General features: G+C 47.0%; 40 protein-coding genes and 2 pseudogenes. 41 read left to right on the top strand and 1 reads right to left on the bottom strand.

The window, feature by feature from the left end:
• The first annotated feature begins 143 nt into the window (after positions 1–143).
• The 11 genes from PQ479_RS15440 to PQ479_RS15390 all read left to right on the top strand — a co-directional run bounded on the left by PQ479_RS15440 (position 144) and on the right by PQ479_RS15390 (position 6756).
• Positions 144–488: a hypothetical protein gene (locus tag PQ479_RS15440; RefSeq protein WP_047988280.1), complete on the top strand. Its 345-nt coding sequence runs from the start codon at positions 144–146 to the stop codon at positions 486–488.
• On the top strand, positions 485–799 hold the full coding sequence (locus tag PQ479_RS15435; protein ID WP_047988281.1) for a hypothetical protein: 315 nt from the start codon (positions 485–487) through the stop codon (positions 797–799). The genes PQ479_RS15440 and PQ479_RS15435 overlap by 4 nt, the downstream gene beginning before the upstream one ends.
• Positions 799–1212: a hypothetical protein gene (locus PQ479_RS15430; RefSeq protein ID WP_047988282.1), complete on the top strand. Its 414-nt coding sequence runs from the start codon at positions 799–801 to the stop codon at positions 1210–1212. The genes PQ479_RS15435 and PQ479_RS15430 overlap by 1 nt, the downstream gene beginning before the upstream one ends.
• A gap of 35 nt (positions 1213–1247) precedes the next feature.
• Entirely contained in the window at positions 1248–2009 is a 762-nt protein-coding gene (locus PQ479_RS15425; protein WP_047988283.1) for an ATP synthase subunit B family protein, read from the top strand.
• A 204-nt stretch (positions 2010–2213) separates the two neighbouring features.
• Positions 2214–2969 carry a P-loop NTPase family protein gene (locus PQ479_RS15420; RefSeq protein WP_047988285.1) on the top strand — a complete coding sequence of 252 codons (756 nt, stop codon included), beginning with the start codon at positions 2214–2216 and terminating at the stop codon, positions 2967–2969.
• Positions 2969–3142 carry a hypothetical protein gene (locus PQ479_RS15415; RefSeq protein ID WP_273717083.1) on the top strand — a complete coding sequence of 58 codons (174 nt, stop codon included), beginning with the start codon at positions 2969–2971 and terminating at the stop codon, positions 3140–3142. Before PQ479_RS15420 ends, PQ479_RS15415 begins: the two co-directional genes overlap by 1 nt.
• Positions 3143–3154: 12 nt before the next feature.
• Positions 3155–3733, top strand: a complete 579-nt coding sequence (locus PQ479_RS15410) for a hypothetical protein (RefSeq protein ID WP_047988286.1) — start codon at positions 3155–3157, stop codon at positions 3731–3733.
• Positions 3734–3771: 38 nt separating this feature from the next.
• Complete coding sequence (locus tag PQ479_RS15405) at positions 3772–4113, top strand: hypothetical protein (RefSeq protein WP_047988287.1); 342 nt, start codon at positions 3772–3774, stop codon at positions 4111–4113.
• Positions 4114–4214: 101 nt separating this feature from the next.
• Positions 4215–5564: an AAA family ATPase gene (locus PQ479_RS15400; RefSeq protein ID WP_047988288.1), complete on the top strand. Its 1350-nt coding sequence runs from the start codon at positions 4215–4217 to the stop codon at positions 5562–5564.
• Between the two features lie 13 nt (positions 5565–5577).
• Positions 5578–5808, top strand: coding sequence for a hypothetical protein (locus PQ479_RS15395; RefSeq protein WP_047988289.1), 231 nt, complete (start codon positions 5578–5580; stop codon positions 5806–5808).
• Positions 5809–5826: 18 nt separating this feature from the next.
• Entirely contained in the window at positions 5827–6756 is a 930-nt protein-coding gene (locus PQ479_RS15390) for a toprim domain-containing protein (protein WP_047988290.1), read from the top strand.
• 183 nt (positions 6757–6939) lie between these two features.
• Here the strand turns inward: PQ479_RS15390 and PQ479_RS15385 are convergent, their stop codons facing one another.
• Entirely contained in the window at positions 6940–7158 is a 219-nt protein-coding gene (locus PQ479_RS15385) for a helix-turn-helix domain-containing protein (protein ID WP_047988291.1), read from the bottom strand.
• 191 nt (positions 7159–7349) lie between these two features.
• On the opposite strand from PQ479_RS15385, the gene PQ479_RS15380 reads away from it, so the two are divergent.
• From PQ479_RS15380 to PQ479_RS15235, 30 genes and pseudogenes are all read left to right on the top strand, one after another.
• On the top strand, positions 7350–8444 hold the full coding sequence (locus PQ479_RS15380; RefSeq protein WP_047988292.1) for an AimR family lysis-lysogeny pheromone receptor: 1095 nt from the start codon (positions 7350–7352) through the stop codon (positions 8442–8444).
• Positions 8445–8581: 137 nt separating this feature from the next.
• Positions 8582–9184: a hypothetical protein gene (locus PQ479_RS15375; protein ID WP_047988293.1), complete on the top strand. Its 603-nt coding sequence runs from the start codon at positions 8582–8584 to the stop codon at positions 9182–9184.
• A 196-nt stretch (positions 9185–9380) separates the two neighbouring features.
• Positions 9381–9536: a hypothetical protein gene (locus PQ479_RS15370; RefSeq protein WP_273717082.1), complete on the top strand. Its 156-nt coding sequence runs from the start codon at positions 9381–9383 to the stop codon at positions 9534–9536.
• Complete coding sequence (locus PQ479_RS15365) at positions 9533–10018, top strand: hypothetical protein (RefSeq protein ID WP_047988294.1); 486 nt, start codon at positions 9533–9535, stop codon at positions 10016–10018. Before PQ479_RS15370 ends, PQ479_RS15365 begins: the two co-directional genes overlap by 4 nt.
• 246 nt (positions 10019–10264) lie before the next feature.
• On the top strand, positions 10265–11005 hold the full coding sequence (locus PQ479_RS15360) for a hypothetical protein (RefSeq protein WP_047988295.1): 741 nt from the start codon (positions 10265–10267) through the stop codon (positions 11003–11005).
• A 63-nt stretch (positions 11006–11068) separates the two neighbouring features.
• Positions 11069–11233: a hypothetical protein gene (locus PQ479_RS15355; protein ID WP_273717081.1), complete on the top strand. Its 165-nt coding sequence runs from the start codon at positions 11069–11071 to the stop codon at positions 11231–11233.
• A gap of 98 nt (positions 11234–11331) precedes the next feature.
• A complete protein-coding gene (locus tag PQ479_RS15350; protein WP_053070354.1) occupies positions 11332–12144 on the top strand; it encodes a hypothetical protein in 813 nt (270 codons plus the stop codon).
• Positions 12145–12163: 19 nt separating this feature from the next.
• Entirely contained in the window at positions 12164–12568 is a 405-nt protein-coding gene (locus PQ479_RS15345; RefSeq protein ID WP_053070355.1) for a PDDEXK-like family protein, read from the top strand.
• Complete coding sequence (locus PQ479_RS15340) at positions 12568–13458, top strand: hypothetical protein (RefSeq protein WP_047988297.1); 891 nt, start codon at positions 12568–12570, stop codon at positions 13456–13458. The genes PQ479_RS15345 and PQ479_RS15340 overlap by 1 nt, the downstream gene beginning before the upstream one ends.
• Before the next feature lie 376 nt (positions 13459–13834).
• Positions 13835–15385, top strand: a complete 1551-nt coding sequence (locus tag PQ479_RS15335) for a DNA polymerase (protein ID WP_047989485.1) — start codon at positions 13835–13837, stop codon at positions 15383–15385.
• Positions 15382–16434: a DNA polymerase gene (locus PQ479_RS15330; protein WP_047988298.1), complete on the top strand. Its 1053-nt coding sequence runs from the start codon at positions 15382–15384 to the stop codon at positions 16432–16434. The genes PQ479_RS15335 and PQ479_RS15330 overlap by 4 nt, the downstream gene beginning before the upstream one ends.
• A 355-nt stretch (positions 16435–16789) precedes the next feature.
• A complete protein-coding gene (locus tag PQ479_RS15325) occupies positions 16790–17452 on the top strand; it encodes a hypothetical protein (protein WP_337957117.1) in 663 nt (220 codons plus the stop codon).
• Positions 17452–17628, top strand: a complete 177-nt coding sequence (locus PQ479_RS15320; protein ID WP_273717080.1) for a hypothetical protein — start codon at positions 17452–17454, stop codon at positions 17626–17628. The genes PQ479_RS15325 and PQ479_RS15320 overlap by 1 nt, the downstream gene beginning before the upstream one ends.
• Positions 17625–18140 (top strand): crossover junction endodeoxyribonuclease RuvC, encoded by a 516-nt coding sequence (locus tag PQ479_RS15315; protein ID WP_053070356.1) that lies wholly within the window; start codon positions 17625–17627, stop codon positions 18138–18140. The genes PQ479_RS15320 and PQ479_RS15315 overlap by 4 nt, the downstream gene beginning before the upstream one ends.
• Positions 18141–18142: 2 nt before the next feature.
• Complete coding sequence (locus PQ479_RS15310; RefSeq protein ID WP_273717079.1) at positions 18143–18274, top strand: hypothetical protein; 132 nt, start codon at positions 18143–18145, stop codon at positions 18272–18274.
• A gap of 1 nt (position 18275) precedes the next feature.
• Complete coding sequence (locus PQ479_RS15305) at positions 18276–18500, top strand: hypothetical protein (protein WP_047988301.1); 225 nt, start codon at positions 18276–18278, stop codon at positions 18498–18500.
• Positions 18497–18691: a hypothetical protein gene (locus PQ479_RS15300; protein ID WP_047988302.1), complete on the top strand. Its 195-nt coding sequence runs from the start codon at positions 18497–18499 to the stop codon at positions 18689–18691. Before PQ479_RS15305 ends, PQ479_RS15300 begins: the two co-directional genes overlap by 4 nt.
• Positions 18688–18879 (top strand): hypothetical protein, encoded by a 192-nt coding sequence (locus tag PQ479_RS15295; RefSeq protein ID WP_047988303.1) that lies wholly within the window; start codon positions 18688–18690, stop codon positions 18877–18879. Before PQ479_RS15300 ends, PQ479_RS15295 begins: the two co-directional genes overlap by 4 nt.
• Positions 18879–19040, top strand: coding sequence for a hypothetical protein (locus PQ479_RS15290; protein ID WP_273717078.1), 162 nt, complete (start codon positions 18879–18881; stop codon positions 19038–19040). Before PQ479_RS15295 ends, PQ479_RS15290 begins: the two co-directional genes overlap by 1 nt.
• Positions 19037–19420, top strand: a complete 384-nt coding sequence (locus tag PQ479_RS15285) for a DUF7448 domain-containing protein (RefSeq protein ID WP_047988304.1) — start codon at positions 19037–19039, stop codon at positions 19418–19420. The genes PQ479_RS15290 and PQ479_RS15285 overlap by 4 nt, the downstream gene beginning before the upstream one ends.
• Positions 19421–19589: 169 nt before the next feature.
• Complete coding sequence (nrdI, locus tag PQ479_RS15280; RefSeq protein ID WP_047988305.1) at positions 19590–19958, top strand: class Ib ribonucleoside-diphosphate reductase assembly flavoprotein NrdI; 369 nt, start codon at positions 19590–19592, stop codon at positions 19956–19958.
• A 16-nt stretch (positions 19959–19974) separates the two neighbouring features.
• Positions 19975–21648: pseudogene (nrdE, locus tag PQ479_RS15275) on the top strand (class 1b ribonucleoside-diphosphate reductase subunit alpha); the annotation flags it as partial.
• A 484-nt stretch (positions 21649–22132) separates the two neighbouring features.
• A complete protein-coding gene (locus tag PQ479_RS15270; protein ID WP_273717076.1) occupies positions 22133–22684 on the top strand; it encodes an HNH endonuclease in 552 nt (183 codons plus the stop codon).
• 72 nt (positions 22685–22756) lie between these two features.
• Positions 22757–23137, top strand: a pseudogene (locus PQ479_RS15265) (ribonucleoside-diphosphate reductase subunit alpha); the annotation flags it as partial.
• Positions 23138–23155: 18 nt separating this feature from the next.
• Positions 23156–24133: a class 1b ribonucleoside-diphosphate reductase subunit beta gene (gene nrdF, locus PQ479_RS15260; protein WP_047988308.1), complete on the top strand. Its 978-nt coding sequence runs from the start codon at positions 23156–23158 to the stop codon at positions 24131–24133.
• A gap of 14 nt (positions 24134–24147) precedes the next feature.
• Positions 24148–24801: a PhoH family protein gene (locus tag PQ479_RS15255; protein WP_047988309.1), complete on the top strand. Its 654-nt coding sequence runs from the start codon at positions 24148–24150 to the stop codon at positions 24799–24801.
• An 8-nt stretch (positions 24802–24809) separates the two neighbouring features.
• The gene (locus tag PQ479_RS15250) at positions 24810–25229 is read left to right on the top strand and encodes a DNA N-6-adenine-methyltransferase (protein ID WP_047988310.1); all 420 of its coding nucleotides are present in this window, start codon (positions 24810–24812) and stop codon (positions 25227–25229) included.
• Positions 25230–25480: 251 nt separating this feature from the next.
• Positions 25481–25792, top strand: a complete 312-nt coding sequence (locus PQ479_RS15245; RefSeq protein WP_047989487.1) for a MazG-like family protein — start codon at positions 25481–25483, stop codon at positions 25790–25792.
• A complete protein-coding gene (locus tag PQ479_RS15240; RefSeq protein WP_047988312.1) occupies positions 25792–26049 on the top strand; it encodes a hypothetical protein in 258 nt (85 codons plus the stop codon). The genes PQ479_RS15245 and PQ479_RS15240 overlap by 1 nt, the downstream gene beginning before the upstream one ends.
• 51 nt (positions 26050–26100) lie before the next feature.
• A complete protein-coding gene (locus PQ479_RS15235; RefSeq protein WP_053070357.1) occupies positions 26101–26589 on the top strand; it encodes a 3D domain-containing protein in 489 nt (162 codons plus the stop codon).
• The last annotated feature ends 17 nt before the right edge of the window (positions 26590–26606 follow it).

Here is a 26606-nt window from a genome sequence, read left to right as displayed (position 1 = left end):
ATAATTTTTGCGAGATTGTTAGATGATTTCCGCAGTCTTATTGAGCGTGAATCGGAACGTGTAGGCTATAGCCCGGAAGGGGCCGCGGATTTTGCGGAACTGAGGTCGGATATTTACCGAAAATTGTACGAGGAGGCGAGCGAATGAACGCACAACGATTAACGGAGATTCGCGAAAGGGCTGCGAAGGCGACGGACGGAGCTTGGCGAGCTACGTTAGATGACCCATACTACCGCACATACGTGTTAGGTTCGTTCAATAAAGGGGTACACGTAATTGCGGATATTAAGGGCGATAACAATGCCGACTTCATCGCACACGCCCGAACTGACGTCGAGGACTTACTCGCGGAGGTTGAGCGGTTGTCTCACGTAGTTGCCGTGATAAAAGAAATGGCCGAGGAAGGTTACGTCACGGCGGCTAGTATCGATGAAGCGTTTGTATGTGATATATTCTTACAACGTCTAAACGAGGAGTTGAACGAATGATGACGAACTGGTTACTTGGATATAGTGCGGTTATCCTCGGAGTTGCTACTTATTTCGGGATAAGGAAGTATTTTCATAACGCAAAAGAAGAACGAAAGAAGAAACGAGAATCTCAGCCGAAAATCTTCTTAGTTGTGTACGACTTTTTAGATGTTTCGTATTTGCGTGGGGTTTTCATGTCAAGCGAAGAAGCACAGAAGTTTATCGATACTTTATCAAAGGAGGAAGATTATAGTCCGTTTGATTACCGAGTTATAGTGCAAAGAGAAAAGAATTTATTAAAATTCCGTAAAAAGGAGGCGAGCGCCTAATGCCACGCAAACAACCGAAAACAGCCGACTGGCGTAACTTACCGCTTGCCGACTGGAATTGCACGACTTTCACCGCTTATTTAGAAGATCGCACCCGCGAATTATACGGCGTTGAGTATTTGCCAGGCGGCGGTGGCGCGAAGAATGTCCGATGGTCACGCGAAAAAGGAATGATGAAGCAGGCGCAGACTAAATACGGAAATACCGTCTTGCGTAAATTTATCGACCTATGCCACGCGGAGTATCGACCAAACGCGAAATACCCTTTCGTACATTTTACGTTAATGTATTCGCACATGGATCGAAACTTTGCGAAGGCGCAGGCGGCTGAAACCCGCGGCAAGAAAGCGGAAGCCCAAGCGGAAAAGGCGGCGGAATCTCTCACGGACAAAAACGTGCTCGATTGGCTGTAACGCGCGAATAAAACGAAATTATGGAGGCGGTTATTTTGGCGAAATCTTATGCGGAATTATCTAACGAATTACAGGCGGTAGTAGACGAGGTTAAACGCAAGGCTTACGCGGAAGGATTCGAGGCAGGGCGGGTGTTTGATAGTCGCGAAGAAAGTAGACGGAAAGAAGTAGCGGAGTTGCTTAAGGCTAGAGCCGACTTTTTGGCGGAACAAGGACGAGATTCTTTCGAGGAACGCGCGGAGAGAGGTCGCCAAATGATCGAAAAGGCGCGCGAACAGTCGAAGGAAGATAAGCAACGAATGCGCGACGAAATCGTTGAGCGTGCGAAGGCGGATGTTGAGGATCTTTTACAGCACAACCACACTGAATCTGTCGCGGGCGGAGTGTGGTTCGTAAACACTGTAATAGCTGTGAAAACAGACTTTTGCAAGTTTGTAGTAAATAAGGAGAAGAGAGTCGTGGTGGCGTTGGTTATCGATATACACAATAATTCGGTGTATACAAAAGGAATCGCCAAATGCGCCCCTAACGATTGCTTCAACGTCCACATCGGAAAGGCGATTTCACTTCGCCGAGCACTAGGACTCCACGTGCCTACGGAATATTTAAACGCACCACAGCCGACGGAGGTTCGGATTGGAGATATAATGAAAGTGTTTGTTTGGGGCAACGGAGTTAGAATAGTGAATAAAGCCGGAGGAATTCACGGCATTATGAATATGTACGCAGAGAAGTATTTTGCCGATGGGAAGGCAAGTATTATCGACGACTCACGCGAAGGGGTGGAAGCGGAATGACCTTCTTATTTATCGTTTTGCCTCCGCTAATACTCCTCGCTATAATCGGACTGTTCTTTATTATCGAAGCTATTAAGTCGGTAAAAGCGGAAGGATTCTCGATTCACTACGACTTGGCAGACGAGGACTTCGGATTTTTAAAGCCGAGCAAACCACGCATTGTTAACCGTAAATTACGCTCTAAACGAAAGGAGTGACGCCACTTTGACGCAAACGAACGAAACTAACTGCATACTCGCCCGCGACTGCGCCCACGCCGGCTCGCCCGCCAAATGTACCGACCGTTGCCCGCACTTTGCGCAATTACACTCGGCGACCGGACGTCATACACGCGCAGGCTTGCCCGCTAAATATGCGCTGACCACGTTAGCCGACGCCCCGCCACGCGCCGATCAGCCGGAAGTGTACGGCGCAATTGACCGCGTTGTTGCTTCATTTTCGCGCCAATTTGACGCCAAGCCGGCTATTAAATCGCTGTACTTATTTTCCGCGGAACCAGGCACGGGCAAAACGACCACGGCGTCGGGGCTACTTAACGCGTACCTAACCGCCCATTACGTGGGCTCGTTAAAGCGCGGGCAAACGCCGAAGGAGCGACCGGTATTTTTTCTCGATGTCAACGAATGGCAAACGCACTATAACCGGTACACGCGTCCGGGCGTGCCGGATTGGCGTAAGGAAGAAGCGGCGGACGTGTACTACGCATGGCTTGCCCGCGCTAAGGTTGCCGACTTTGCAGTGCTTGACGATATCGGCGTACGTGGGGCGAGCGAAGCTTTTCGCGGGGACTTACACGATATTATTAACGCGAGGGTAGCCGCGGAGAAGCCGACCGTCTACACGTCAAATATTCCGTTTGCCGACTTGGCGGGGCTATATGACGCAAGGCTTGCGGATAGGGTGCGCGACCAATGCTTAGAGGCTCCGTTTAAGGGGCAATCGAAAAGGGGGCGACGTTGATGGCGGAAGTTATGGGCGTTATACTTAACATTTTTGTTAACATTTTAATCGGATTGACCGTTTTGGTGATAATTTTCGGAATTGCTATCTCGATAGTTATGTACCCGGCAATCCTCATAGTAGCCGTGACATTAACTTTTGCGTGGGCAGTTGGACGAACACTTACGGAGTGAGGGGGCGGACTTATGAAGGGAATTATCGGCAAGTTGTCAGCACTAACTGTATTAATAGGCGCAACTGTGTACACAACGCAGAAGTATCGCGATTATATCGAGCGTCGCGAATCAGAGGCGATTTATGAACGATTACTCGCGGAAAAAGGGTCGGTCGAGTTAGAATTTGCGCCGGCAGAGGACGCGGAACCTTATACCGCACACTTTGACGTAGGCGACCCCGTCATTATTCGTAACCCATATCTCGCGGAGTTGACCGAGCACGACGTAAGGCATACGCGAATCACAGAACGCGGACAAATCGAAGAAACGGGCGTTTACATTTATCGCGTAGAGGGCGACACGCAATGGTACAACGAGGCGTATCTCGCGGAAGATTACTACGGACCTAAAACGTTAAATGTCGTGCCCATAACGGAAGCGACGGAAGCCCCGCCGACCATTGACGCTCAAATAGACGCAGTGCTCGACGAAATTAATGACAATAACGCGCTAATTAAGACGTTTGGAGACGCCGAATACCTAGAGAAGGGGCGTCAGTTAAGCGTTAAATTAGCCGGGCTGAGGACGCAGAAATACGGAAGTGAATAGTATCCAAAAAACCGAATTAAAGAGAGGAATTATTTAGAATGAACAAACGACAAAAACTTAAAAAAAGAAAGGGAAAACAGAAGAAAGGCAAACAAATTGTTTATGTTGACGGCAAAAATATAACAGATGGTAGCACAGTGGATGTATTTATTTCCAATAAGTTTGAGGTACTTAATGTAGAAGGTGAAATTGATTACTTTACTAGCACTATTCAGAATAGGCACTTGTCACAGAAGAAGTGGGAGAGAAAAGGATGGAATGAAAAAGCGGTTGATTATCTTATTAGATTAGAAAATGTTCGCAATATCGAAATGGCGGTTTGGGTTAGTGATAATGAAAAATCAGGATACACGATAAAACCTCCAAATGTGAGTTATTAAAAAGAATAAATACATGGATTGAAATGTGTTTCTGTTATTATCTAGTACAGAAAAAATAATTCACAGTTTGACCAAACCACGAACCGAAAGGAGCGACGCCTATGAAAGTAACCGCGGAAATGATATTTTCGAAGATTCTCGACACCAACGATCCCGACGCCCTCAAACGGTACGATATTCGCGAGTCCCACATGGCGACCGAAGCCGAACGCGAAGCCCTCCGCTATATCCGTGAATACGCGACAAAGAACGCGGGCAAGGCACCGTCACACGCCGACTACCTTAACGCCACCGATGCGGAATATTTCGAGGGCGTGACGGACGATTTCGGCTGGCTTGCGGACTCATTAAAGGCGGACGCGGCGAAACGGGAAGTTTACCGCATGATGTCCGACCCGAAATTAATCAACGAAATCACTCGCGAAAAAGACGGACGGGACATAGCCGAACAGTTGCGGGACCGCCTCGATTCGATTATACTAGGAACAAGTGTTCGCAAGTCGATCGGTAGGACGCTCGAACAGCTAAAAGACGATTTCCGGGCGGAGTATGAGCGTCGGAAGGCGGGCGAGTCATTTAAGATATGGCGGACACCATTCGACAAACTGAACGCAGAAATAGGCGGGCTATACAGCGGCGACATTTACGGCTTTTTCGGCGAGTCGGGGCGCGGAAAATCCTATTCTATTATAGAGTTCGTTGAATGTTTACTGCGTCAAGGGGCGACCGTGTTCGTGAAATCCTTCGAGATGAACGCCTACCGATGGCTTTCGCGGCTGTTATCGTCCATGACATCGAAAGAGGACGCGCTCGAAAATAAAGCCGGCGAAACGATTGGCGTGCCCAGTCGCGAATTGCTAGCCGGTAAGCTCAACGAAAGATACGAGGAATGGTTCTTCGATACCTTGGCGCGCATAAACGACTATTATCCCGGCGAGCTTATTTTGCAGGCGAAAGGTGACGCGGAGCTGACACGCTCGCTCGACGAACTTGACCAAGAACTAGCGGAGCGACCCGACATTGACGTGTTAGTCGTCGACCCTATTTACGGCTTTAGCGACACCTACGGCAAGAACTCGAATAAAACGGCGGGCGGAGCTGCGGAACAGATGGCGCGAAGATTTGAAACGTTGGTCGGCGTGCATAATGTCGTCGGTATATACGCGGTGCAAGCCACCACGGACAAGAAGGCGACGGGTGACGACGAAGCGAGAGAACTTCGCTTGCCTGACCGCGACAAAGTGAAGACGTCTAAGGCGTTGCTTGAAGTGGCGACCGTGCTATTCGCGTTCGATTCGGTGGACGGAAGGGCGCGATTAGGTATCGAAAAAGGGCGCGACGGCGGCGAGGACTTTACGCTTGAATTGGTCGCGATGCTTGATTACGGTGTATTGCGGGAACTACCGACCGAGGCGGAGACGAACGAATACTTTCCGGGCTTCAACCCGTAAGGAGGGACTACTAATGAAAATGAAATATATTTACCTTAAAACAATTAACTGGTCAGAGAGATTTGAGAGTGTGAAAGGTAGTTATTATGATTATGTTGCAACTATTTATGCTTCCTCAAAAGAGAAAGAAAAAGAAATTATAGAGGAGCTAACTTTAAAAGGTTTTAGGGAGATTAAAACCAATAACGGAATATTAGTTTTTGAAAAACACAGACACGTAGTAAGGTTATGGAGGTTTTATTAGCAGAAGGAGGGGCGCGCTATGCTAGAAATTGACGTACGCACCGAACTCGAGCGCTATGACTGGCGGCGAGCAACGTGGGGCGCGGACAAATTAATCGCCTGTTCACCTTTTCGTGAAGATTCAACGCCTTCCTTTTACGTATGGCTTGACGGCGAAAACGCGGGCTATTGGGGCGATTCGGGCACGGGCGAACGCGGAGGATTTACCGCCTTGCTCGCACGATTACGCGGCGAGTCCGAAGCCGAAACAGCCGAATATTTGCGCGTAGAATACGGGTTAGACACCGCTGTAATCACCGACAAGCCTCCGAAATTAGCACGTTTGCAACGAGTGCTTGCCCCGCCGAAAAATACCGCAAGTCTAGCCGTTCCCGCCGTTGAGCCCAGCGCTTACTTAGCCGAGCGCGGAATACCTGCGGAAATACAGGCGTTATACGGCGCGGGGCAGGCGGGCGATACCGTAGTCTTGCCGTGGTTAGACGCGAGAGGACGTGTGCGGGCGCTAAAATACAGGCTCACCGACCGTAAGGCGTTTTGGTATGCGAAAGGCGGCGTGCCAGTCCGCGAATTAATATACGGGCTAGACGTGGTTTATCGTCAGCGGGCGGCGGTGGCGGTCATTACCGAGGCGGAAATCGATGCGATGTCGGCAGCTATGGCGGTGGCGGGCGAAAGTTATATCGGAATAGCGACAGGCGGGTCGAAGTTTAGCCGCGAAAAGGCGGAACTATTAATGCGGAGTCCGCTCGAGCGGCTAATCGTGGCGTCGGATAATGACGAAGCGGGTCGACTGTTGGCTGCGGACATTAAGCGGTGGCTTGGCGGGCATATGCGAGTGGATTGCGTCGAGTGGGGCGGTAGTTTGCGGAAAGATATTAACGAGGTGCTGGCGAAGGATGGCGCGTTTGCGCTAGGCGAAATGTTCGGAAATATAGGGCGAAAGAACTAATTTGGATAAATTAACCTCGGGCGCCATACGTTGGGGGAGTAAGCGTTACAAACAATTCGACATAAACCGCGTAGGAAATATAAAAATAATTGTATTGCGTGGTCCGCGATAGTCGTTTTATACTAAAGTCAAGTCGTAGAAGTTGATCGAGGAGTCAACCGTCCGGCGGGCGGAAAATACCGCCTAGTCGCCTACATACTCCCATTCGTACAAGTCTTCGATACGACAACCGAGTATTTCTGCAAACACTTTCGCGACAGGAAGAGTCATTTTGACCTCTCCGCTCCTCCATCGATTAATGGAGCTCTTATGCCAACCGGTTAAAACTACGAGGTCAGCTTGCGTCAGTTTCTTCTTTTGCATTAATTCGGGTAGACGACACCGTTTTATTCGATATCGCATAACGGCGCCCTCCTCGCGGTAAGTATACAGGGAAAGGAAGTGGCTTTCAATTAGTAAATATTAATTAGTTCAAAAGTACCGAAAAGAATTTTCTGAATTTTAGTAGACAAGTTATGTGGAAAGTGGTATATTTTTCTTAATGTTATTCCTGTTTCGTTAATGTTCGAAATAAGATAAAAGGAGAATATACTATGAAAGCTAATGAAATCGTTAAGGAACTTATGAAAGAAAACGGTCTTAATCAAACAAATGTGGCGGATTTAGCCGGAATTCAATCAAAGTCAGTAGTCTCAAAGTTTTTAACTGGAAGCGTAACCACTGATTTATCTAATGTAATATTAATCGCAAGAAGCATTTCTCCGGATAGGTTTATAGAAATAACAAATCAATATATCCAAGAGATAAATAAACCTCAGCAAGTGCAAAATGCTTTAGAATATGCTTTTACCTTTAATCAAGTCGAGGTTTTAGACTTTTTATGTTCAAAATTTGAAGGTTCGAGAGATGTTGATGATTGGGTTGATGTGTATTCGATTGCAAAAGATATGTTAAGTGCTGATTGCGACTTAGTAACATTAATAGATCGATTAAAAGAAGTATACGGGCAAATAAAGACACAAGAATTAAAATGTTCCGCTAACTTATTTGAAGCTTACGCGTATTATAAGTTAAATGATGACGATAGAGTGGAGCATTTAGTTAGTTTTGCAGGAACAATTTTGTCTGAACTTAAAGAAGGTTATTTAAAGGAATCACTATTAGTTAGATACAACACATTAATAACTTTAACATCTTTATACGTTAAAGAAGATATAACTAAGGTTAAACAAGCGGTTAAGGGTATAACTCAAAGTAAATATGCCTCAGACTTGTCAGTAGCATCCGCGTATCATTCGCTTGCAGCAGCGGTTACTTTCGTTAACCTTGATGAGGCAATTCTTTATTATAATAAAGCTGTTTCTTTATATGATTATTTGGGACGAGATTACTATGTTGATAGAATCCTCAAATCTGATATTCCTTTCGCGTATAACTTACATAAGAAAGAGTTTGACACAGACGGGATAGATATTGAAGAACTGGCTCATTATTATGTTCAACGCGGAGAAAATGAGGTGGCCCTTGATTTGTTAGAAGGGGTAAAGAGTTTATCAGTTTTTGGTGAGTTTTACAAAGCTAAAGCCGGTAAGGATTTACTAGGGTTATTTGAAGTACAAATTAAATTCTCTAATTATGGGTTTTCGTTTTACACCAACTTAATTAAAGAGGCGATAAAGTCCCTTTAATTTTTACCTTTTGCTATTCTTATTTCGTAAAATTCAAAAACAGAAAAATAATAAAAAGTTTTTTCGGAATCTTGTCCCAAAAAGTGTAAAGGTCTTTCGCATATATAAGTATAGGGGAAAATAAGGAGGTTAGTAAATTGAAAAGAAGTAATTTAACTGAATTAGTATTGTTAGCAAGAGAAGGTTCGCTTGTAGCATTAGACGAAATCTACAAACAGTTTATACCTTTAATTAATCACGAAGGAAATAGGATATTTAGCAGAGTGAGAGATAGCACATCTTTTGAGTTTGAGTGTTATAAGAAAATTGAGTCATGGGTTAGGGATTTTGACGAAAACGTTCATAATGACTTTAGGGCTTTGATAATTAGGTGTATCAGAAGAATTAAGTCGAAGCATCTCAAGAATGAATTAAAAGTAGTGCCTATCTCATTAGATTCTTTGGCGGGAGTCGATGATGAGGGGAATCAGTTACACTATGAAAGATATTTAGTCGACGATAATATCAACTTGGCGGAAGATATTATTGATAGTTACGACCTAACGGAAAAAGTCACCGTTTTGGCGAACGGTGACTCTCGGAAAATGTTAATTCTCAAAGCATGGATAAACGGGTATAACGATTCGGAAATCGCAAAGCTTTTGGCGAAGGTTTGCGGCGGAAACTCTGAATCACACCGTAAGTTTATCACACGATTCAAGAACAAAGAGTGCAGAACAGCTTTCGAAAAAACTGCGTAAGGTTATTAAGCCTTGTCTGCGTGAGCGTAAAATACGCCCAATTATATTATATCACAATTAATCTAAAATGCGATTACGCTTGTATTACAAAAATTGTATATAATCTTATATTCATAAGTAATTATACGGTTTATTTATAATACATGCAATAGGGAACGTCTGTTCTTCTTGGTCGCTAATAAAAGGAGCGATTATCATGTCTTTCTATCATATAAGTATTCCCAATATAGACGATTTAAAACCACAAATTAACGAAAAGTTTGCGGATATTTTGTATAACGGCTCCGCTGAAATCGACGAAGACCCAGCGGATTACTACGTCAAAGCACCGAAAGGGGTGCGGTTAGCATGACGAAATCTTATATTTTAACATCACACGCAAAAGAACGCATTCGTCAACGCTATGGAATCGAGTCGGTACAGGTCGCGACTAATTGGGCGAATGATTTAATAGCAAAAGCTCAGCGAAAATTTAAACGCGATGGTAAGACTCACTACGTTGTGGGCGGTCGAGAATTTATCTGCGATGATAACGAAAGACGCGTAATAACGGTGAAGCCTAATGACGCGAATAACCAGTATGTAACGAAACTAAACGGAATATTACGTAAGGAAATTATTAAGATACTCACTTTACAATCGCGCACATTAAACAAGGCGGAGATAGAAGTCGCACAGTTAACGCTTAATTTTCATAAAGCACGGAACCCAAAGACAAAAGCGTCGATTCAAGCAAAGCTAACTCACGCGATAGACGCGAAGAATAACGTAGAAGACGAAGTGACCGCATTAAAAAAGGCGGTAGAATATTACGGCTTGGAGGCGATTCAGTGACGGACGCATTAGTGCTGGCAATACTCGGCGTAATTTTAATCGTAGGCATGGCGTTTATTTACCGTGAAGTAGACTGAGCCGGCTTTATGTCGGCTAGGCGGTTTAACTGCGGGTAATTATCGGTTGAGCCGTCTAGCGGGCGTAATGCTCGACGCAGAAGTAAGCCCACGAACGTTAACGCACTCGGCGCGCGACGGGTTGCGTAGGTTTTCTGCGTAAAAAATATATAAACGGAGGTATGCGTACATGGCGATTAAGAAAGGTGCGGGAGCTATCGGTCAATTAGAGGCGAGCAATGAGGGCGGAGCAACGGCAGATTTTACGAAATTTAAGTCGGGGACTTCGTTGAAGGTTCGCGTTAAAGGACTACACGACCTAGCACAGTATTATAATTACGGTATTTTTAAAGTCGTAAATAGCTTCACGCCAGAGGTTCCGGCTGAGCGTAATGACCGCGGATTTATTACGGCTAATCCTACTCCGTGGGATAAGGCTGCTCAATACCACGCAGACAAAGCGAAGGAAGCGGCGGAAGTTGGCGACAAACAAGCGGAAGATGACGAGAAGGCGGCAGCTAGATTATACCGCGGCAGTGAAAAATACCTCGTCGGATTCTTCGATTTAGAAACCGGGCAGGACATCGTAGTTGACCTAACGCGTAATCAAGCACAAGTGGTATTCGCGGCAATCAAGAAATACGCGAAAAAGTTAGATAAAATTGCGTTTGAACTGTCTAAAACCGGATCTTCAACTAGCACTATCGTAAGTCTATCGCCAATCATTGATATGGACGAGGATTTAACGGACAAAGAAAAAGAGAATTTCGCAAAGGGCGGCCAACCATTTAACGATTCTCTTTTCGACAATTTACTTTATGAAGCAGACGAGTCGGAGCAATTAGAACTCCTTACGAAAGCTGGATTTGATATTAGCTTAATCGGATATGAAGGAGAAGTCAACTCTAATAAACCCGAACAAGTTTTCTAATTACATTAAACAATTAATAAGAGTAGTATATAAGTAGACTTATAACATAGGAGGAATATAAACATGAAAAAATTATTACTAACATCTGCACTAACATTAGGACTAACACTATTAGCGGGGAACGTGCTCGCGGACGAACCGGTCGAGCCGACGCTAGACGATCCGATTTTACAGCCGTTTAGCGGAGGCCCTACTAGACCGCCGGTAACGGGACCAATCGAGCCGTAATTAACCGCAGCCACACGTACGCAATCTCTGACGGGGCGCCGCCACACTCGCCGTGCCCCGCATCTTTTCGAATTTAACCACGCGAAGGAGGATGTAACATGGCGAAATTAAACGGAGTTAAACCGCACAAAGTGCAAGCCGGCAAAGTCGAAGCAATCACGTATGAGGGCGAGGTATATACGCGAGTAGAAGGACCAGCAAAGGTCGGTGATATAACGTTAATAACTTCCGACTATTGGATTGACTCTACAAAAGACGCCTATTACTTAACCGTAGAACTCAGCGGTAACGACCCGAGAATTGTCGACGACGTAGGTGATACGGACAGTAATTTTTCCGGTCATTATGAGTTATTCCGCAACCTCACGCCAATCACGCTCGAGCACGACGGCGTTGGCTATGCGAAGTTGGTCGCAGACGCAGCACCAAAAGCGGGCGACTACGTTGTGTTTGCGGACGCGGACGATAACTTACCGGGCTATTTGACTGCGGGTGAGCCTTACGAGATTAAGCGAACTGATGATTGTGGAGACGCTCACATAACGGACGATGACGGAGACAATTTCGACATGGACGAAGCGGATTATTATACGTATGCCTATTACGCGAAAGTAGCCGCGCCTAAACGCAGACCTACCGAAGGTGATTGCGTAAAGGTTATCGGTAATAGCGTAAGTCACAACTACGCAATCGGCTCATTCGTTACAATTGTTAAGGACGGTAAGGACTCCGTTCCTTTTAAAGCACGCAGAGAGAACGGTAGTATCGGAAATTGGTTGGCGGAGAAGGACGTGGAACTAGCCGACCGTAAGCCTGATTCAATTACGCTCACCATCACGCATCTAGACGGAACGACCACGCAACTTACCGACGTAGCGAAAATCGAAGCTACCGGCGGGGAGGCGGTCTAACCTGGCGCACGCAACCGAAATGACCGGCGTATATTCCGAGCTAGTGGCGATGGTGGCGCTAACCGCGAATGGTTACGTCGTCAGCCGCCCGTTAAGCCGCGAAGCCTACGACCTTGAGGCGACCGACCCGCTCGGCAATCACGCACGTTACCAAGTAAAGACGATTAGTCGACGCTCCGACCGCCGTAACGAATTGGTGGTTTACGCGACGAAAGGGCGAGGGCAGCGTTATAGTCAGTCAGACTTCGATTATATTATCGGCGTACTCGGAGACGAAGGCGCAGTCCCGCGCGTATTTTTAATGGAAAACCGTTGCTTGCGCGAATATTGGGCGAGCGAGGCAAGGGCGGCGAAACGGTGGGTCGAGCTGCCAATCGAATTAAACCGCGAATTACTAAAACAAAACGAAGGAGCTGGCGCTTAATGGCGAAAATTACGTTAGAAAACGGTATGGTAATCGAAGGGACTATCGAGGAATTTCGTGAAATGGGAGTACAGTTTCCGATTGATGAGGGTAAGCCGGAAGATGAGGATAAATCACCGTACATGCCCGGCGATAAAGTTCGCGGAAAGTTGACCGGGACTATCTATACGTTAATAAAACGTGATCCTAGCCGAGACGGTAGAGGATATGGAAAGGCGTGGTTTACGAATCAAAGCGCTGATGGATTTATCGGCGAGAATCAATTCGAACTTGTCGAGGAAGAAGCCTCCGCGCCACTAAAAGTCGGGGATTACGCGAAAGTGCTGGGCGGAGCTGACTACGTAAATGTAGGCGATTTAGTCGAGTTAACCGAGGCCGGATTCCATTACGACTTCATAGTTAAGCGGGTTTCCGACGGTAAGGAAGATGCTTTTAACTCCCCTAACCTTGTCCGCGCCACCGACGCAGAGGTTGCCGAAGCCAAAGCCGCCGCCAAGCCGAAACTAAAATACGCGGAAGGCGACTACGTTAAAACTGAGGACGGAATTATCGCTAAGGTGACGGAAGTTGACGAAGGTTCTCATATTCTACCGTATAAATTCGAAGCATTAAACGGTTCTTATATCGGATGGAAGACGGACTATTATGCTCGCGAAAAAGCCACGCAAGAGGACGTAAAATGGGCGCGAATTGGTCGTCAGCCAAACGAGTATAAGGAAGGCGATATTGTTCGCGTGAAAAACCCGTGTAGCGCCCCGCTTAAGCATGGTCAACTAGTTGAGGTACGTCTAGATTCGGACGAACCGCTGAGCGTCAACGTAGAAGGCGATTGGCTCGTAACTGTAACGGAATTGGTAACGCCGGTCGAATCGCGAGCAGATTTACCGTGACCCCCGCAACCTACTGCGTTTACTGTGACGCACCGCTCTACGGAGGCGACGAAGTTATCCGCTTCCTGGAGCCGCCTCTGAGTCGCGCCGACTACTGTGGTGTGCGCGATTGCTTTTACGATGACTTGCGCAAGAATGCAGAAGAATTTACGCCACCTTTTACGGTAAGGAGGGTACGCCTATCGGAGACATACGGCTAAAAATAAAAGCGGCGGAGGCGGGACGGAAGCGTGCGAACGAATCGACGGCAGAAGGACTGCGTCGAATTCTCGCGATGAGCCTTACGCAAAAGGAACGGGAATACGTCCAAGCTGCGCTTGATTCGGGAGCTAAACGCCTAAAGACCGGACCTCTATCGAAGAGCGAAGCCGTATCTATGGGACGCGATATCGTTGAGTCGCGAAAAGAGACGGAGCGCCAACGTAAAATCGCTGAAACAATCGCTAATAAGCCGGACAATTATTACATTCTAACGGACGACGCCGAACTGCCCGCATTTACCGACCGCCTTCGCAAAGAAATACTACTTCAACGCGAACAATGGGCGGGAAGGTTCGAATTGCTAGGCGTCGATTCTATGACCGCGGGAGACTTCGAGGGTACCGGCATTGACTCGTATATCGACCTTTCGATCGGATTTTCGATATGGCTTCCGCTACTAGACGAAGGCTATTACTTACCTTATGGTCACGTCGACATGAGAGGCGTTGAGGGTTTCGAGTTTCTAGCGGACGATTTCGCATTCATTGAAGGACAACCGCAGTTAACACGTTCGAAAGTGCTTGCGGCGATTACTCCTTATCTCGCGAAACCAAACCTCGGCAAAACGCTTCATATGGGTTCGGCTCGTTACGATTTACATGTCGCGAAGAATGACGGCTATACTATTCGGGGCTGCGTTTGGGACACGCTTGACGCCATGCAGACGTTAAATGAGCACGAGCAATCTTACGGATTAAAGCCCCTCACGGACAGATATAAGAAGAACATGGGCGTTGAAGGCGACGTGTTTACTTTCGAGGACTTATTCGGAAATCGGTCGCCAGCTCCGTTCGGTACATTAATCGTAGGGATTTACGCGATAAAGGACGTTTACTTCGGATGGCGATTGTTCGAGTGGCAATTCGAGTTAATTAAACGAACTGACAACCTTATGACGTGTTATTCGCGAGTAGATTCGAAACTTCCGGAAACAGACGTATTTATGGAGCGTTGCGGATTTTTAATCGACCTCGACATGGCCGCCCAACTTGAACGCGAATATAGCGAAGAACTCGAAAAGGCACGTCGCCAAGTGTTCGAAACTTACGGAATAGACGACGCGTTTATTCGTAAAATGGATCGCACAATTAGCGTCAATAAAATCGATAAATGGGTCGAAGCTCAACGAATGAAACGCGCAACTCTACAGAAACGAATCGAAGCTAAGACGCAGAAAATTACCGAGTTAGAAGCCGCAAACAAAACGCATACGAAAGGCTACGAAAAAGAAGTCGCTATGCTCGAAAAGTATCGGAAAGAGCTTGCGGAATTACCTGCAGCTAAGCGAGATAACGCGCCACAATTCGTTGACTCATTCGAACTTACAAACGGAAATCATATCGCGTATCTCATTTACGACCACCTAGAAATCGAGGACAAAACGAAGGTAATCGACAAGAATAAGTCGCGTAGTACGGCGGTTGACGTAATGGAGATTTACTTCGAGGACGAGCCGACTTTAGAGCCGTTAGCCACTGTGTCTATGTATACGAAACTATTATCGACTTACTTACGACCAATGCTCGGTATAGGTACCAATTCCTCGCTAGAGATCGACGGACGATTACACTCGAATTTCAAGGCGGGAGGAACCTCGACAGGGCGTTATAGTAGTTCGCAATACAGCGGTAGACCCATCGACATTTTGAAAGAGGTGATCGCTTGATAGACGTAACCGATTCGAATTATCTCGCGATTGTTAAGCGGTTAGTCGCGGACGAGCGAAAGGTAAAACGAGGCACGAATCTACAAAATATCCCGTCTAGGACTGACGCGGGTAAAAGAGTGCGTAAATGTTTCGTACCGCCGCCGGGCTACAAATTCATCGGCTCCGACTTAGGGCAAATAGAGCCTCGTATTCAAGCGCATATCATGTACGAGAAATACGGCGACAACTCTATGCGTCAGATATTTATCGACGGTACTGGCTATTACGAAACAATGGCGATGAGAACATTCGACTTACCGCGCGAAAACTGCGAGGACAAAGCACTCGACCCGACCGGAACATTTTCGCCACGTGCGATGATGAAAACGGGCGTACTCGCCAAGTCTTACGACCAGTCCGTTCAATCTTTCTCGAAGAAAATGAAAGTACCGATGACGGTCGCTGAACGGTTCTTTTCCGGATTCGACGAACAATTCCCCGCGTTTACGTTAATGGTTAAAGATATTCGCGAAGGAATGAGGGCGAAAGGGTTCGTTGAAACGCTCTACGGAAGAAAGCGGAGATTCCCCGACTACCAGCGCGTAGCGGAAGAAGTAAGGCGTAACGAGCGCAAATTGACGCAGTATTACATCGAACGGAAGCCGCTACTAAATAAGACGTCACTGACCTCGAAAGAGCAGGCTAGACTCGATAAGTTGCAGGAATTAATCGCACCATTAGCGAGCAAACGCGGTCTAGTTAATTATTGGGAACGCGCAGCCTTTAACGCGGTTATTCAAGGAACGGGCGCCGACATACTGAAGATGAACGGTAATCGTATGGCTCGTATTTGTATGGAGCGCGGCTGGGAATTAAGCGCGTCAATACACGATGAGCTGAAAATTGCCGTGCCTGACGAAGATGTTACGCCGGGAACTATCGAACTAGTACGCGATGTAATGACGAATACGGTGGAATTGTCGGTGCCGCTCGTAACAGATACCGTAATCGAGCCGCGGTGGATGGAGGAGTATTCGCCGGAAGAATGGTTCGCTAAAAACGAATAGGAGGCGTTGCTATATCGCAATCATAAAAGGACTAGACGCAATCAACGGACTTGGCGGAGGGGTTGCCGACCAAATCGCCGCTGACCTCGTATATTGGCTCGACGAATGGTACTCGCAGCCCGAGACGTGGGATAACGAACTCGACCGCACGATTCACGAATGGTACGCCAACGCCCCGCAAGTTTGGCCCAAGCGCCCGTACTTCTCGCCCAGCTCGGCAACCGCCTGCCCGCGCGAACTATACGTTAAAGCTAAGCGCGCCAAGAAAGACGGCTTCCGCAAGCCACCGTACCAGGGGCGCTGGACTTCGATTGGAACAGCGATCGGCGACGTAATCCAACGAGATATACTCGCAATGGAGCGTAACTTGCCCGGCTGTCCTTTCCGCTTTGAGCGCAACCCCGACGGCACGCCTGTTTTCGAGGACTTCGCAAAACGTAACGTTAAGGTGGGCGATTATTACCTCTACGGAACATGCGACGGCATACTCGAATACGTCACGCAAGACGGCGAGCTGATTCGCGTAGGACTCGAGGTCAAGTCGAAGCAGACAACCTCTGCCCGTACGTCGCTACACTCGATGCGCGAGCCGGAGGAAAAGCACGTCAAGCAATGCGTCGCCTATTCGAAAATGTACGAAGTCGACCACTACGTTATCTTGTACGTTAACGCGTCAAAGAAGGCTTGGGTCTATGCGGAGGGTGATTACGCCAAGAACCCCGACATACGAGCGTTTGGCGTGACGATTACGGAGGACGCGAGGACGGAACTGTTTGCGCGACTAGCCGAAATTAATGACGCGATTAAGTCGGAAGTGCCGCCGCCGCTTGACCTCGAAAATTGGACGTTTAACAATTTCAAGACCGCGTGTGCTTTATCGGTAACCGACGAGGAAGTGGACGAATTAAACCGGAAAGTGTCGCGAATGAAGCGGTCGAGCCTGCCGGAGTTTAAGAAACGCCAGTACGTGGAAGCGTTAGAGTTTATCGAAAAAGTTCGCGAAGGGGAGGCGAAGTGATGGAGAGGTACGTGGAGTTATCTATTGCGGATGTTTGTCAGTGTATTTTAACCAATGATTTGTCTGATTTATACTTCAAGACCTCTAATAAAGAGTTAAGAAGTCATAGTCAATACAATTGGGATCTTCGCGATATTCCTAAGAAGCAGTGGTTCAAACGCGAGGTGCTCGATTGAGAGTCCTTGCGCTTGACCTTTCGACTAAGCCAGGCTTTGCCGTACTCGACGCGAAGAAACTTAAATCCGGAGTAAAATTAACACTCGTACATTGTTCGTCGGCTAAGACGTCGACCGACCATCCCGACGCTCAACGGTACGCCTATTTAGCCGCTAAATTAACCGCGATTATACATGAATATGGACCGTTTGATGTCGTCACTCGCGAGCACTTTACGAAGGGGCGTAACAAACGCGCTACACAAACGATATTCGGCGTATGGGGTACGGCTGACGTTGCGTTAGGACAATACGGTTACGTTATCGAGCCGGCTAACGAAATTCCGCCCTCAGAAGTAAAGAAGGCGGCGACTGGCTCCGGCACGGCTTCGAAAGAGGAGGTCGAGATTGGTGTCCGTAAATGGCTAGGATTGAGCGATGATTACGTGTTTGAGACGGACGATGAAAGCGACGCGGTGGCGGTCGGGCTGGCGTGGCTGATTCGCGAAGGACACATCGAAAGGGAGGCGTAGCCGTGATTAACTTCGTATTCAACGCATTCACGACCGTAATTGGTACGATATTAATTTTCTCGGTTACGTCCGATTGGTTGACTACATTTATAGGCGTAGTATTACTCACAATTAGTACAGAGGAGGCGCGATAATATGGAAAAATTATTAGCGGAATTAACGGTAATGTTAGAGGAAGCTGAAGCGAAAATAACCGAAATTGATGAACAGTACCCAAACGATGAATACGATCCTTCTAGTTGGTCGGGCGGTAATTTTGACGATGCGTACGAATTAGGTATCGAACATGGAGAAGCCACAGGAGAGTTTCAAACGCTATTAAAAATCGTTCATATGGTTAAGAGGGCGAATAGCAAATGACCGACGCTTATATCGAAAACCCGCCGGAATGGTTGCCGAAAGTTATCGAGGGCTATGAGCGCGACCTAGTCGAAATCGACCGGGACTTGGCGCGCCTGCCCGCAAAGGAAGCGGAATTATTGCGCGAAAAAGCCGAAGTGATGAACGCGTTGATTAGCTTAAAAGCTTACGTGAAGGAGGACGCGGAATGAGCGTATTAGAACTAGTGGAGAGACTGTTCGAGCTGAGGAATCGTATAAAATCCGTAAAGGAAATCCTTTCGTTCATAGAGAATGAGCAGGGCTTTTTCGAAAATCGTACCGTATTATACGAAGTTATCCTAGATTCTGAAAAAGAAATTCAGAGTATCGTCGAAAAATTATCGGAGGTGACGTTATAATGACGCAAACTACGCTAACATTAACGGTAAAAATCGAAGGCAAGCCGACCGAGGCACGCTTGGCGGAAATAGCGGGCGGAGTTGCCGACCACTTGCTCGCGACACATAAAACGGTGGCACGCGTTGAGTTGACGAAAGTGACGAAGGAGGACGCAGAATGAGGTTAAATCCGTGGGAACACCGCGTAGAATTTTCGAGTGTAAAGGGCGCAATATTTACGGGTATTTCCGTAGAGAACGACGAGATTAAATTCACGTCTTCGGACGGACAAGAGTACGTAATGTATCACGAACAAGACTGCTGTGAGGACGTAACAATCGAGGAAATAATCGGAGATATTACCGATTTACTGAATAGCCCGATTCTACTCGCGGAGGAAGTATCTGAAGAAGGTGAGTCCGAATGGGGCACGTCGACATGGACGTTTTATAAACTCGCGACAATTAAGGGTTCGGTAACTATTCGATGGTTTGGCGAGTCTAATGGTTACTACTCGGAGGCGGTCGATTTCGTCAAAGTTCCGAAGGAGGCGGGCGAATGACCACGTTATTACTAATCTTCGCGGCACTTTGTAGCGGATTATTCTTTATCGCGACAATCTCGGAGGCATCACGTAGCCAGCGAAAATACAGCACAGGCCCGATTGTCGTCGCTCTTATCATGACGGGCATACCATTCGCCGTAATCTGCGGGCTACTCATCGACCGCCTATGATCGTCGCTTATTATTCGCTGACTGGAAATACCCGCCGGCTCGTCGCCCGACTTGCCCCGCCAGGTGAACGTGTAGAATTAACGCGCGACACAACGCTGACTGAGCCGTTTGTGCTCGTGACGCCTACGTATAATTTCGGTGAGATTCCGCAAGTTGTAGCCGAATTTCTCGAAAGTAACAACGAATATTTAGTCGCGGTTATCGGCACGGGGAATCGCAATTGGGCGGATAACTTCGCCATAGCAGGGCGAAAAGTCGCGACTAGGTACGGAGTTCCGCTAATAGGCACCGTAGAGCTTGCAGGAACTCCGGAAGATTATCGAACCTTAATCGAAAGGATGCGATTACTTGACGAAATACATTGAGCTTAACAACGAAATTATGCAACGCAATGACCACGGAGCACTTCAATTCGAAAAGGATTCGGAAGCTGCCCGATCTTATTTCCTCGATTACGTAAATCAAAATACCGTTTTCTTTCACTCCCTACGCGAAAAGCTTGATTACCTGCACGAAAATGATTACTACGAAACAGAACTTCTCGACTCATACACGTTCAACGATATTAAATCCGTTTACCAAGCCGCATACGAATTTAAATTCCGATTCCCTTCGTTTATGTCCGCGTTCAAATTCTATAATGATTACGCACTCAAGACAAATGACGGCTCGAAGATTCTCGAGCGATATGAGGACCGCGTGAGTATTAATGCGTTGTTCTTCGGCAATGGGGACACGGCAAAAGCTCTCGAATTTGTCCGATTAATGATGCGTCAAGAATACCAGCCAGCAACTCCGACTTTCTTGAACGCAGGGCGTAAGCGTCGAGGAGAGTTAGTATCGTGTTTCTTATTAGAGGTCGGCGACTCCCTTAACGATATTAGCCGCGCGATAGATATGTCGATGCAACTATCGAAAGTGGGCGGCGGGGTATCTCTTAATTTATCGAAGATCCGCGCGAAAGGGGAAGCGATAAAAGGTGTAGAAGGGGCGACTAAAGGCGTTGTTGGCGTGATGAAGTTACTTGACCACTCGTTCCGTTACGCCGACCAAATGGGACAACGTAGAGGTTCGGGGGCGGCTTACCTTAACGTATTCCACGCGGATATTAACGACTTTCTTGATACGAAGAAGATTTCCGCGGACGAGGACGTCCGAGTCAAAACGCTTTCGATTGGCGTAGTGATACCCGACAAATTTATCGAATTGGCTTGTGAAGATAAGCCTGCTTACGTATTTTATCCGCATACCGTCCACAAAGCTTACGGAGAGTATCTCGATGAACTTGATATGGACGAGATGTACGACACGCTCGTTAATGATTCGCGAGTTCGTAAAGACCAAATTAATCCGCGAAAGCTACTTCAAAAGATGGCGGTCATTCGTACTGAGTCCGGATATCCCTACATGATGTTTAGCGGAAATGTGAACGAAGCTCACGCACTTGACGGGAAGGTAAAGTTTTCCAATTTGTGTTCAGAGGTCCTCAATTTATCGGAAGTCAGCGAGTATAACGATTACGGGGAAGAAGACGTAATCCGTAAGGATATTTCGTGTAATCTCGGCTCTTTGAACATTGCCAACGTTATGAAACACGGAACTATCGGCAACACCGTAAGCCTTGCTATTGACGCCTTAACTCGCGTAGTTAATGAAACAAATATCGTTAATGCTCCGGCGGTTGCCAATGCGAATCGCACGATGCGTTCCGTAGGACTTGGCGCGATGAATCTGCACGGTTACTTGGCGCAAAATGGAATTGCGTATGAGTCCGACGAGGCTTTAGATTTCGCAAACACGTTCTTTGCAGCGGTAAACTACTGGACATTAAGACGCTCTATGGAGCTAGCGCGTGAGACAGATTCGACTTTTGACGGGTTCGAGCGTTCTAAATATGCGGACGGCTCATACTTCCGCGACTATTACGATTATGATACGGAATTTAATCCTCAAACGGAAAAAGTAGCGAAATTATTCGCAGCTATCAACTTACCTACCGTTTACGATTGGGCGGAGCTTTCCGAGAACGTGAAGAAGTACGGACTTTATCATTCGTTAGTTACTAGCGACTTCCTATAGTAATGTAGGTCGAAAACGGGTTAAATTGCTGGGACTCCCTAAAGACTATAGAGCTACAACGTAGTCGGAAACGACAAGCGTGATAGCGGTCGAAAGACAGAAAAAATCTATAGTATGGCGTATGTCAAAAGCTAACCGCTAAAGCAATGGGAAATCAGCAGCGAAACGCCTAATAGGCGAACGTTCAACGACTATAATACCCGAACCCTCCGAAAGTAGAAAGGCTCCGATGTTCGAAGTAAGGGATTATTCTCATAGAAAGTCTATTAAACTTATAAACACAACTTGTATTATTTGTTTGAGAGATTTTAAAATTCCTAAAACCAATAAAGGACAAATTATTACATGTTGCGCATATTGCTCATCAGTTGCTATTACCTTAAGGAAAGTAAAAGGGAGTTATTATCTATGTTCTATGTGCGACAAAGCTATATTTAGAACTCCTAATAAGGTGAGTAATGTGGAGAGAGTTTATTGTAGTAAAACATGTGCCAACTTAGGTTGGAAACACTTATCAATTAGAAGAGGTATAGGTAAAAAATACTATGGTTCAAATTGGTTAGAACAAAGAAGAAGATGTCGCGATAGGGATAATTATAGATGTGTAGACTGTGGAATTACTGAAAATGAGTATGAAAAAGAGATGTCCGTCCACCATGTTATACCTTTTGTTTATTTCAGCGACTATAAAGAGGCGAATAAACTTTCTAACTTAGTTTCAGTATGCGAGGACTGTCACAGAGTTAGACACAGCGGTGAAGGACATCCATCAAAATTCAATGTAAATAAAATTGTAACTCATTATACTCCTACAGTCAAGATGCAACAGAAAGAGAAAGCCCAAGAAGTTTATAGTCTTTTAATAAATACCGACAAAACACTTGCTGAAATATCCCGGGAAACTGGAATGTCCTATTCAGGTGTTAGGAGAATTTATTGTGGAAAGCGATGGAAAACTTTATATAAAGTGCCTGCTAATATCACAAACAGACGACGTTGTCTAAGAGACTAACTAAAATCTTTCGGAGGGTTATGGTATAGTCTACTCCCTTAAAAATACGCCGAAAGGCGGGGTATCGAGGATAGAACTGCAATCGCACCTACGGGATCGATAAGTTACGTTCAGTCAGCAACCGCGTCAGTCATGCCAATAATGGAACGCGTTGAGGAGCGGACATACGGCAACAGTAAAACGTACTACCCAATGCCCGGACTTTCGCCACAAACGTGGTTTCTATATAAAGAGGCTTACGATATGGATATGTTCAAAGTCGTCGACCTTATCGCGACCATTCAAAAGCATGTCGACCAGGGCATTAGTTTTACGTTGTTCCTTCGCGACACCATGACGACTCGCGACCTTAATCGAATTGACCTGTACGCCCACCATAAAGGCATTAAGACGCTCTATTACGCGAGAACGAAAGATACGACACAGGAAACTTGTTTAAGTTGTGTAGTTTAACGAAAAGGAGTCGATTATTTGACGCAGACATTTACTGCCGCCAACTGGGCGCAATCAGACGATAGTTTCACGCAGATGTTTTACGAGCAAAACGTTCGCCAATTTTGGCTACCGGAGGAGATTTCGCTTAACGGCGACCTCCTTACGTGGAAGTCTTTATCCGAGGCAGAGAAGCAGACGTATAACCGCGTGCTTGGCGGGCTTACGCTACTTGACACGATTCAAGGAAATGTCGGCATGACGAGGATTTCCGAAGCGGTTAGCGGACACCAACGAAAAGCCGTGCTTAACTTTATGGCGATGATGGAAAACGCGGTCCATGCGAAATCTTATTCGAATATTTTCCTCACGCTTGCTAGTCGAGAAGAAATAGACGAGATATTCCGCTGGGTCGAGGACAATCCGCACTTACAACGTAAAGCCCACATTGTCGCGGACTATTACGAAGCATTGGAAGGGGAGGGAACGGATGAGATTACCTTATACAAGGCTTTAGTTGCTTCTGTTATGCTCGAAGGCTTTCTGTTCTACTCCGGATTTTATTACCCGCTTCTACTCGCGGGGCAAGGTAAGCTCATGAATAGTGGGGAGATTATCTCACTTATAATTCGCGACGAGTCGATTCACTCGGTATACGTGGGCCTACTGGCGCAGGAAATTCACAATCGTCAATCAGACGTTAAAAAAGCGGAATTACAAGATTTTACGACGCAATTGTTAGATGAACTATACGTGAATGAGGTAACGTACACTAACGAGCTTTACGCAGACATCGGACTAGAACACGACGTCCGCAAGTTTCTACAGTATAACGCGAATAAGGCTCTCGCCAACTTAGGATTTCAGCCACATTTTTCGGAAGTTAAGCCGAACCCTATCGTTATGAACGGGTTGAGTACGCAAACAAATTCGTGGGACTTTTTCTCGCTGAAAGGTTCCGCGTATAAAAAAGCTATTGCGGAAGAGTTACGAGACGACGACTTCATATTCGAATAAGGAGCGATGACATTATGCCATTACCAAAAGATTCGCTATTCTATGGATTCGCGGAAAAGTTAACGGACGAGCAACGAATTTACATCGACTCTATATTCGATAACCGCTTGACTATCGTAAACGCGCGCTCGGGCACCGGTAAGACGACATTGGCGGTAGGATCGGCGAAGATCATCGGCAAACCGTTGGTTTACGTATTCTCGCCGGTCGAGGAGGGCAAGATGGGATTCCGACCGGGCACGCAGCAGGAAAAAGAGGCGGAATATTGCCAGCCGCTAAAGGACGCCTTGCTCGAAATCAACGAAAACCCGTCGCAAGTCATTTTCGACGAATCAAATATCGACCAATTGAAGGCGGGCCACGTTTGGGTATATCCGAAGTCGCACGTATTTGCGCGTGGCACGAACATAAAGGACTCGACGGTCATTATCGAGGAATCGCAGAACTTTACGCGCGGCGAATTAAAGAAGCTACTAACGCGCATTCACGATTCATGTACCGTAATCATGATCGGACACGACGGTCAATGCGACCTACCTAACGCGAGCAAGTCGGGGTTCGTGCCTTATCTCGACCATTTCCGCGACGAGCCTTACGCAAAGGTATGTGAGCTAACGGTTAATTTCCGCGGTAAGTTGGCACAAAAGGCGGACGAGTTAACGTGGTGAGTCCGGTAATGTTTTCGTCCGCCACCGACAAATGGGCGACACCGCCCGACTTTTTCGCGAAACTAGACGCAGAATTTAACTTCATGTTAGACGCAGCCGCCGACGCAACCAACGCAAAGTGTGCCCGCTATTTTACCGCCGAGGACGACGGCTTGACGCAAGACTGGGCGGGCGAAACGGTATGGCTCAATCCGCCTTATGGTCGCGGAATTACCGGCAAGTGGATGCGTAAAGCCTACGAGGAATCGCGGAAAGGGGCAACGGTCGTGTGCCTCGTTCCCGCCCGCACAGATACGCGGTGGTTTCACGATTACGTGCTAGGTAAATCCGAAATTAGATTCGTTAAAGGGAGGCTAAAGTTCGGAGGCTCGAAGAGTGGTGCGCCTTTTCCGTCCATAGTCGTAATATACCGAGGGGAGACGATTTAATGGAATTATATATCGTTGCTTTAGTTGATGATAACGGAAACGTCGAAGGCTTTCCAAAAGGTGGCGGGTCGTCCTCGCCTTCATTTATACGAGCCTTCGAATCTAAGTCTAGCGCGAAAAGGTCGGCAAGCCGTTTAAACTTCGCGCCAGCTAACGTAAAAGTAATCCGCGTCACAGATTACGAGGAGGTCGAGTAAATGCGACCAATCGATTACATTACCGAAAGCTACGCGCTAAAAGGAGCGGATAATATGACGCAAACAGAGAAAATCGTACAATGGGCGGTCGACCGCAATTTACACACGGCTAGCCCCGATAAACAAATGCTGAAATTGGTCGAAGAATTAGGCGAATTAGCCGAAGGTATGGCGAAAGGAAAGCCGGAGCAAGTGGCGGACTCAATTGGCGACATTTACGTCGTGCTTACGATTCTATCAACGCAACTCGGCATAGATATCGAAGAATGTATCGCGTTGGCTTACGACGAAATAAAAGACCGCAAAGGACGCATGATTGACGGGGTTTTCGTAAAGGAAGCGGACTTGCCGAAGGAGGGCGATTAATGCTAGATTTCATTCGTTTACGTAACCGACCGGAACCATTTGCGAATTTGCTCGCGCGAAGAATTGAAGAAATCTACGAATCTACGGACGACGCTACCACAAGGTCATCGTTACTAGACCTCGCGAAAGAGTTTGACGAAAATCTAGGCGAAAAGATGTTTTCAGAATCAGAGATCGACGCTGCTTACGAGGACGGGCACAATGCCGGTTATTCCGAAGGTTATGCAGACGCGGAGTTGCTTATAGGAGACGAATAGGAGGACGGTTTTATCGCAAACCACATCGTAACAGCGTTAGCATTCGCAGCTATGACGACAAACTTATTATTCGCGGAGGTGACATCTGATGTTGACGGGTACGGAACGGGAAGATCTTCGGGAGCTGAGCACGACACTAGCAAACATTCCGAGACGGTCGGGGAAAACGGTAATGTACGAAGTGGCGATGATGAGGGCGTTGTACTTAACCGCGAAAGCGAAGGCTGGCAAACGTTTGAAGCCACCGCATATACCGCCGACTGCCACGGATGCATCGGAATAACGAAATCGGGCGTAGACGTGCGGGACACTACGCATTACCGCGGGCTACGAGTTATCGCGGTCGACACGGCGGTTATACCGCTTGGCTCGACGGTGGAAATCCGTTACGCAGATGGCACGACCGAGCGGGCAACGGCGGAAGATATTGGCGGGACCATTCGCGGAAACAAAATCGACATACTGCGGTCAAGCTACGGTAAGGCGATTGAGTTTGGCAGGCAGGACGTAGAAATACGCGTGATTGACGAAAATAATTAGCGAAAAGGGGCGATTTG

Origin of the sequence: Alkalihalobacillus pseudalcaliphilus (assembly GCF_028610675.1) — a bacterium.
Lineage (GTDB): Bacteria > Bacillota > Bacilli > Bacillales > Bacillaceae_D > Alkalihalobacillus > Alkalihalobacillus pseudalcaliphilus.
This window is presented reverse-complemented; position numbering and strand designations above follow the sequence as displayed.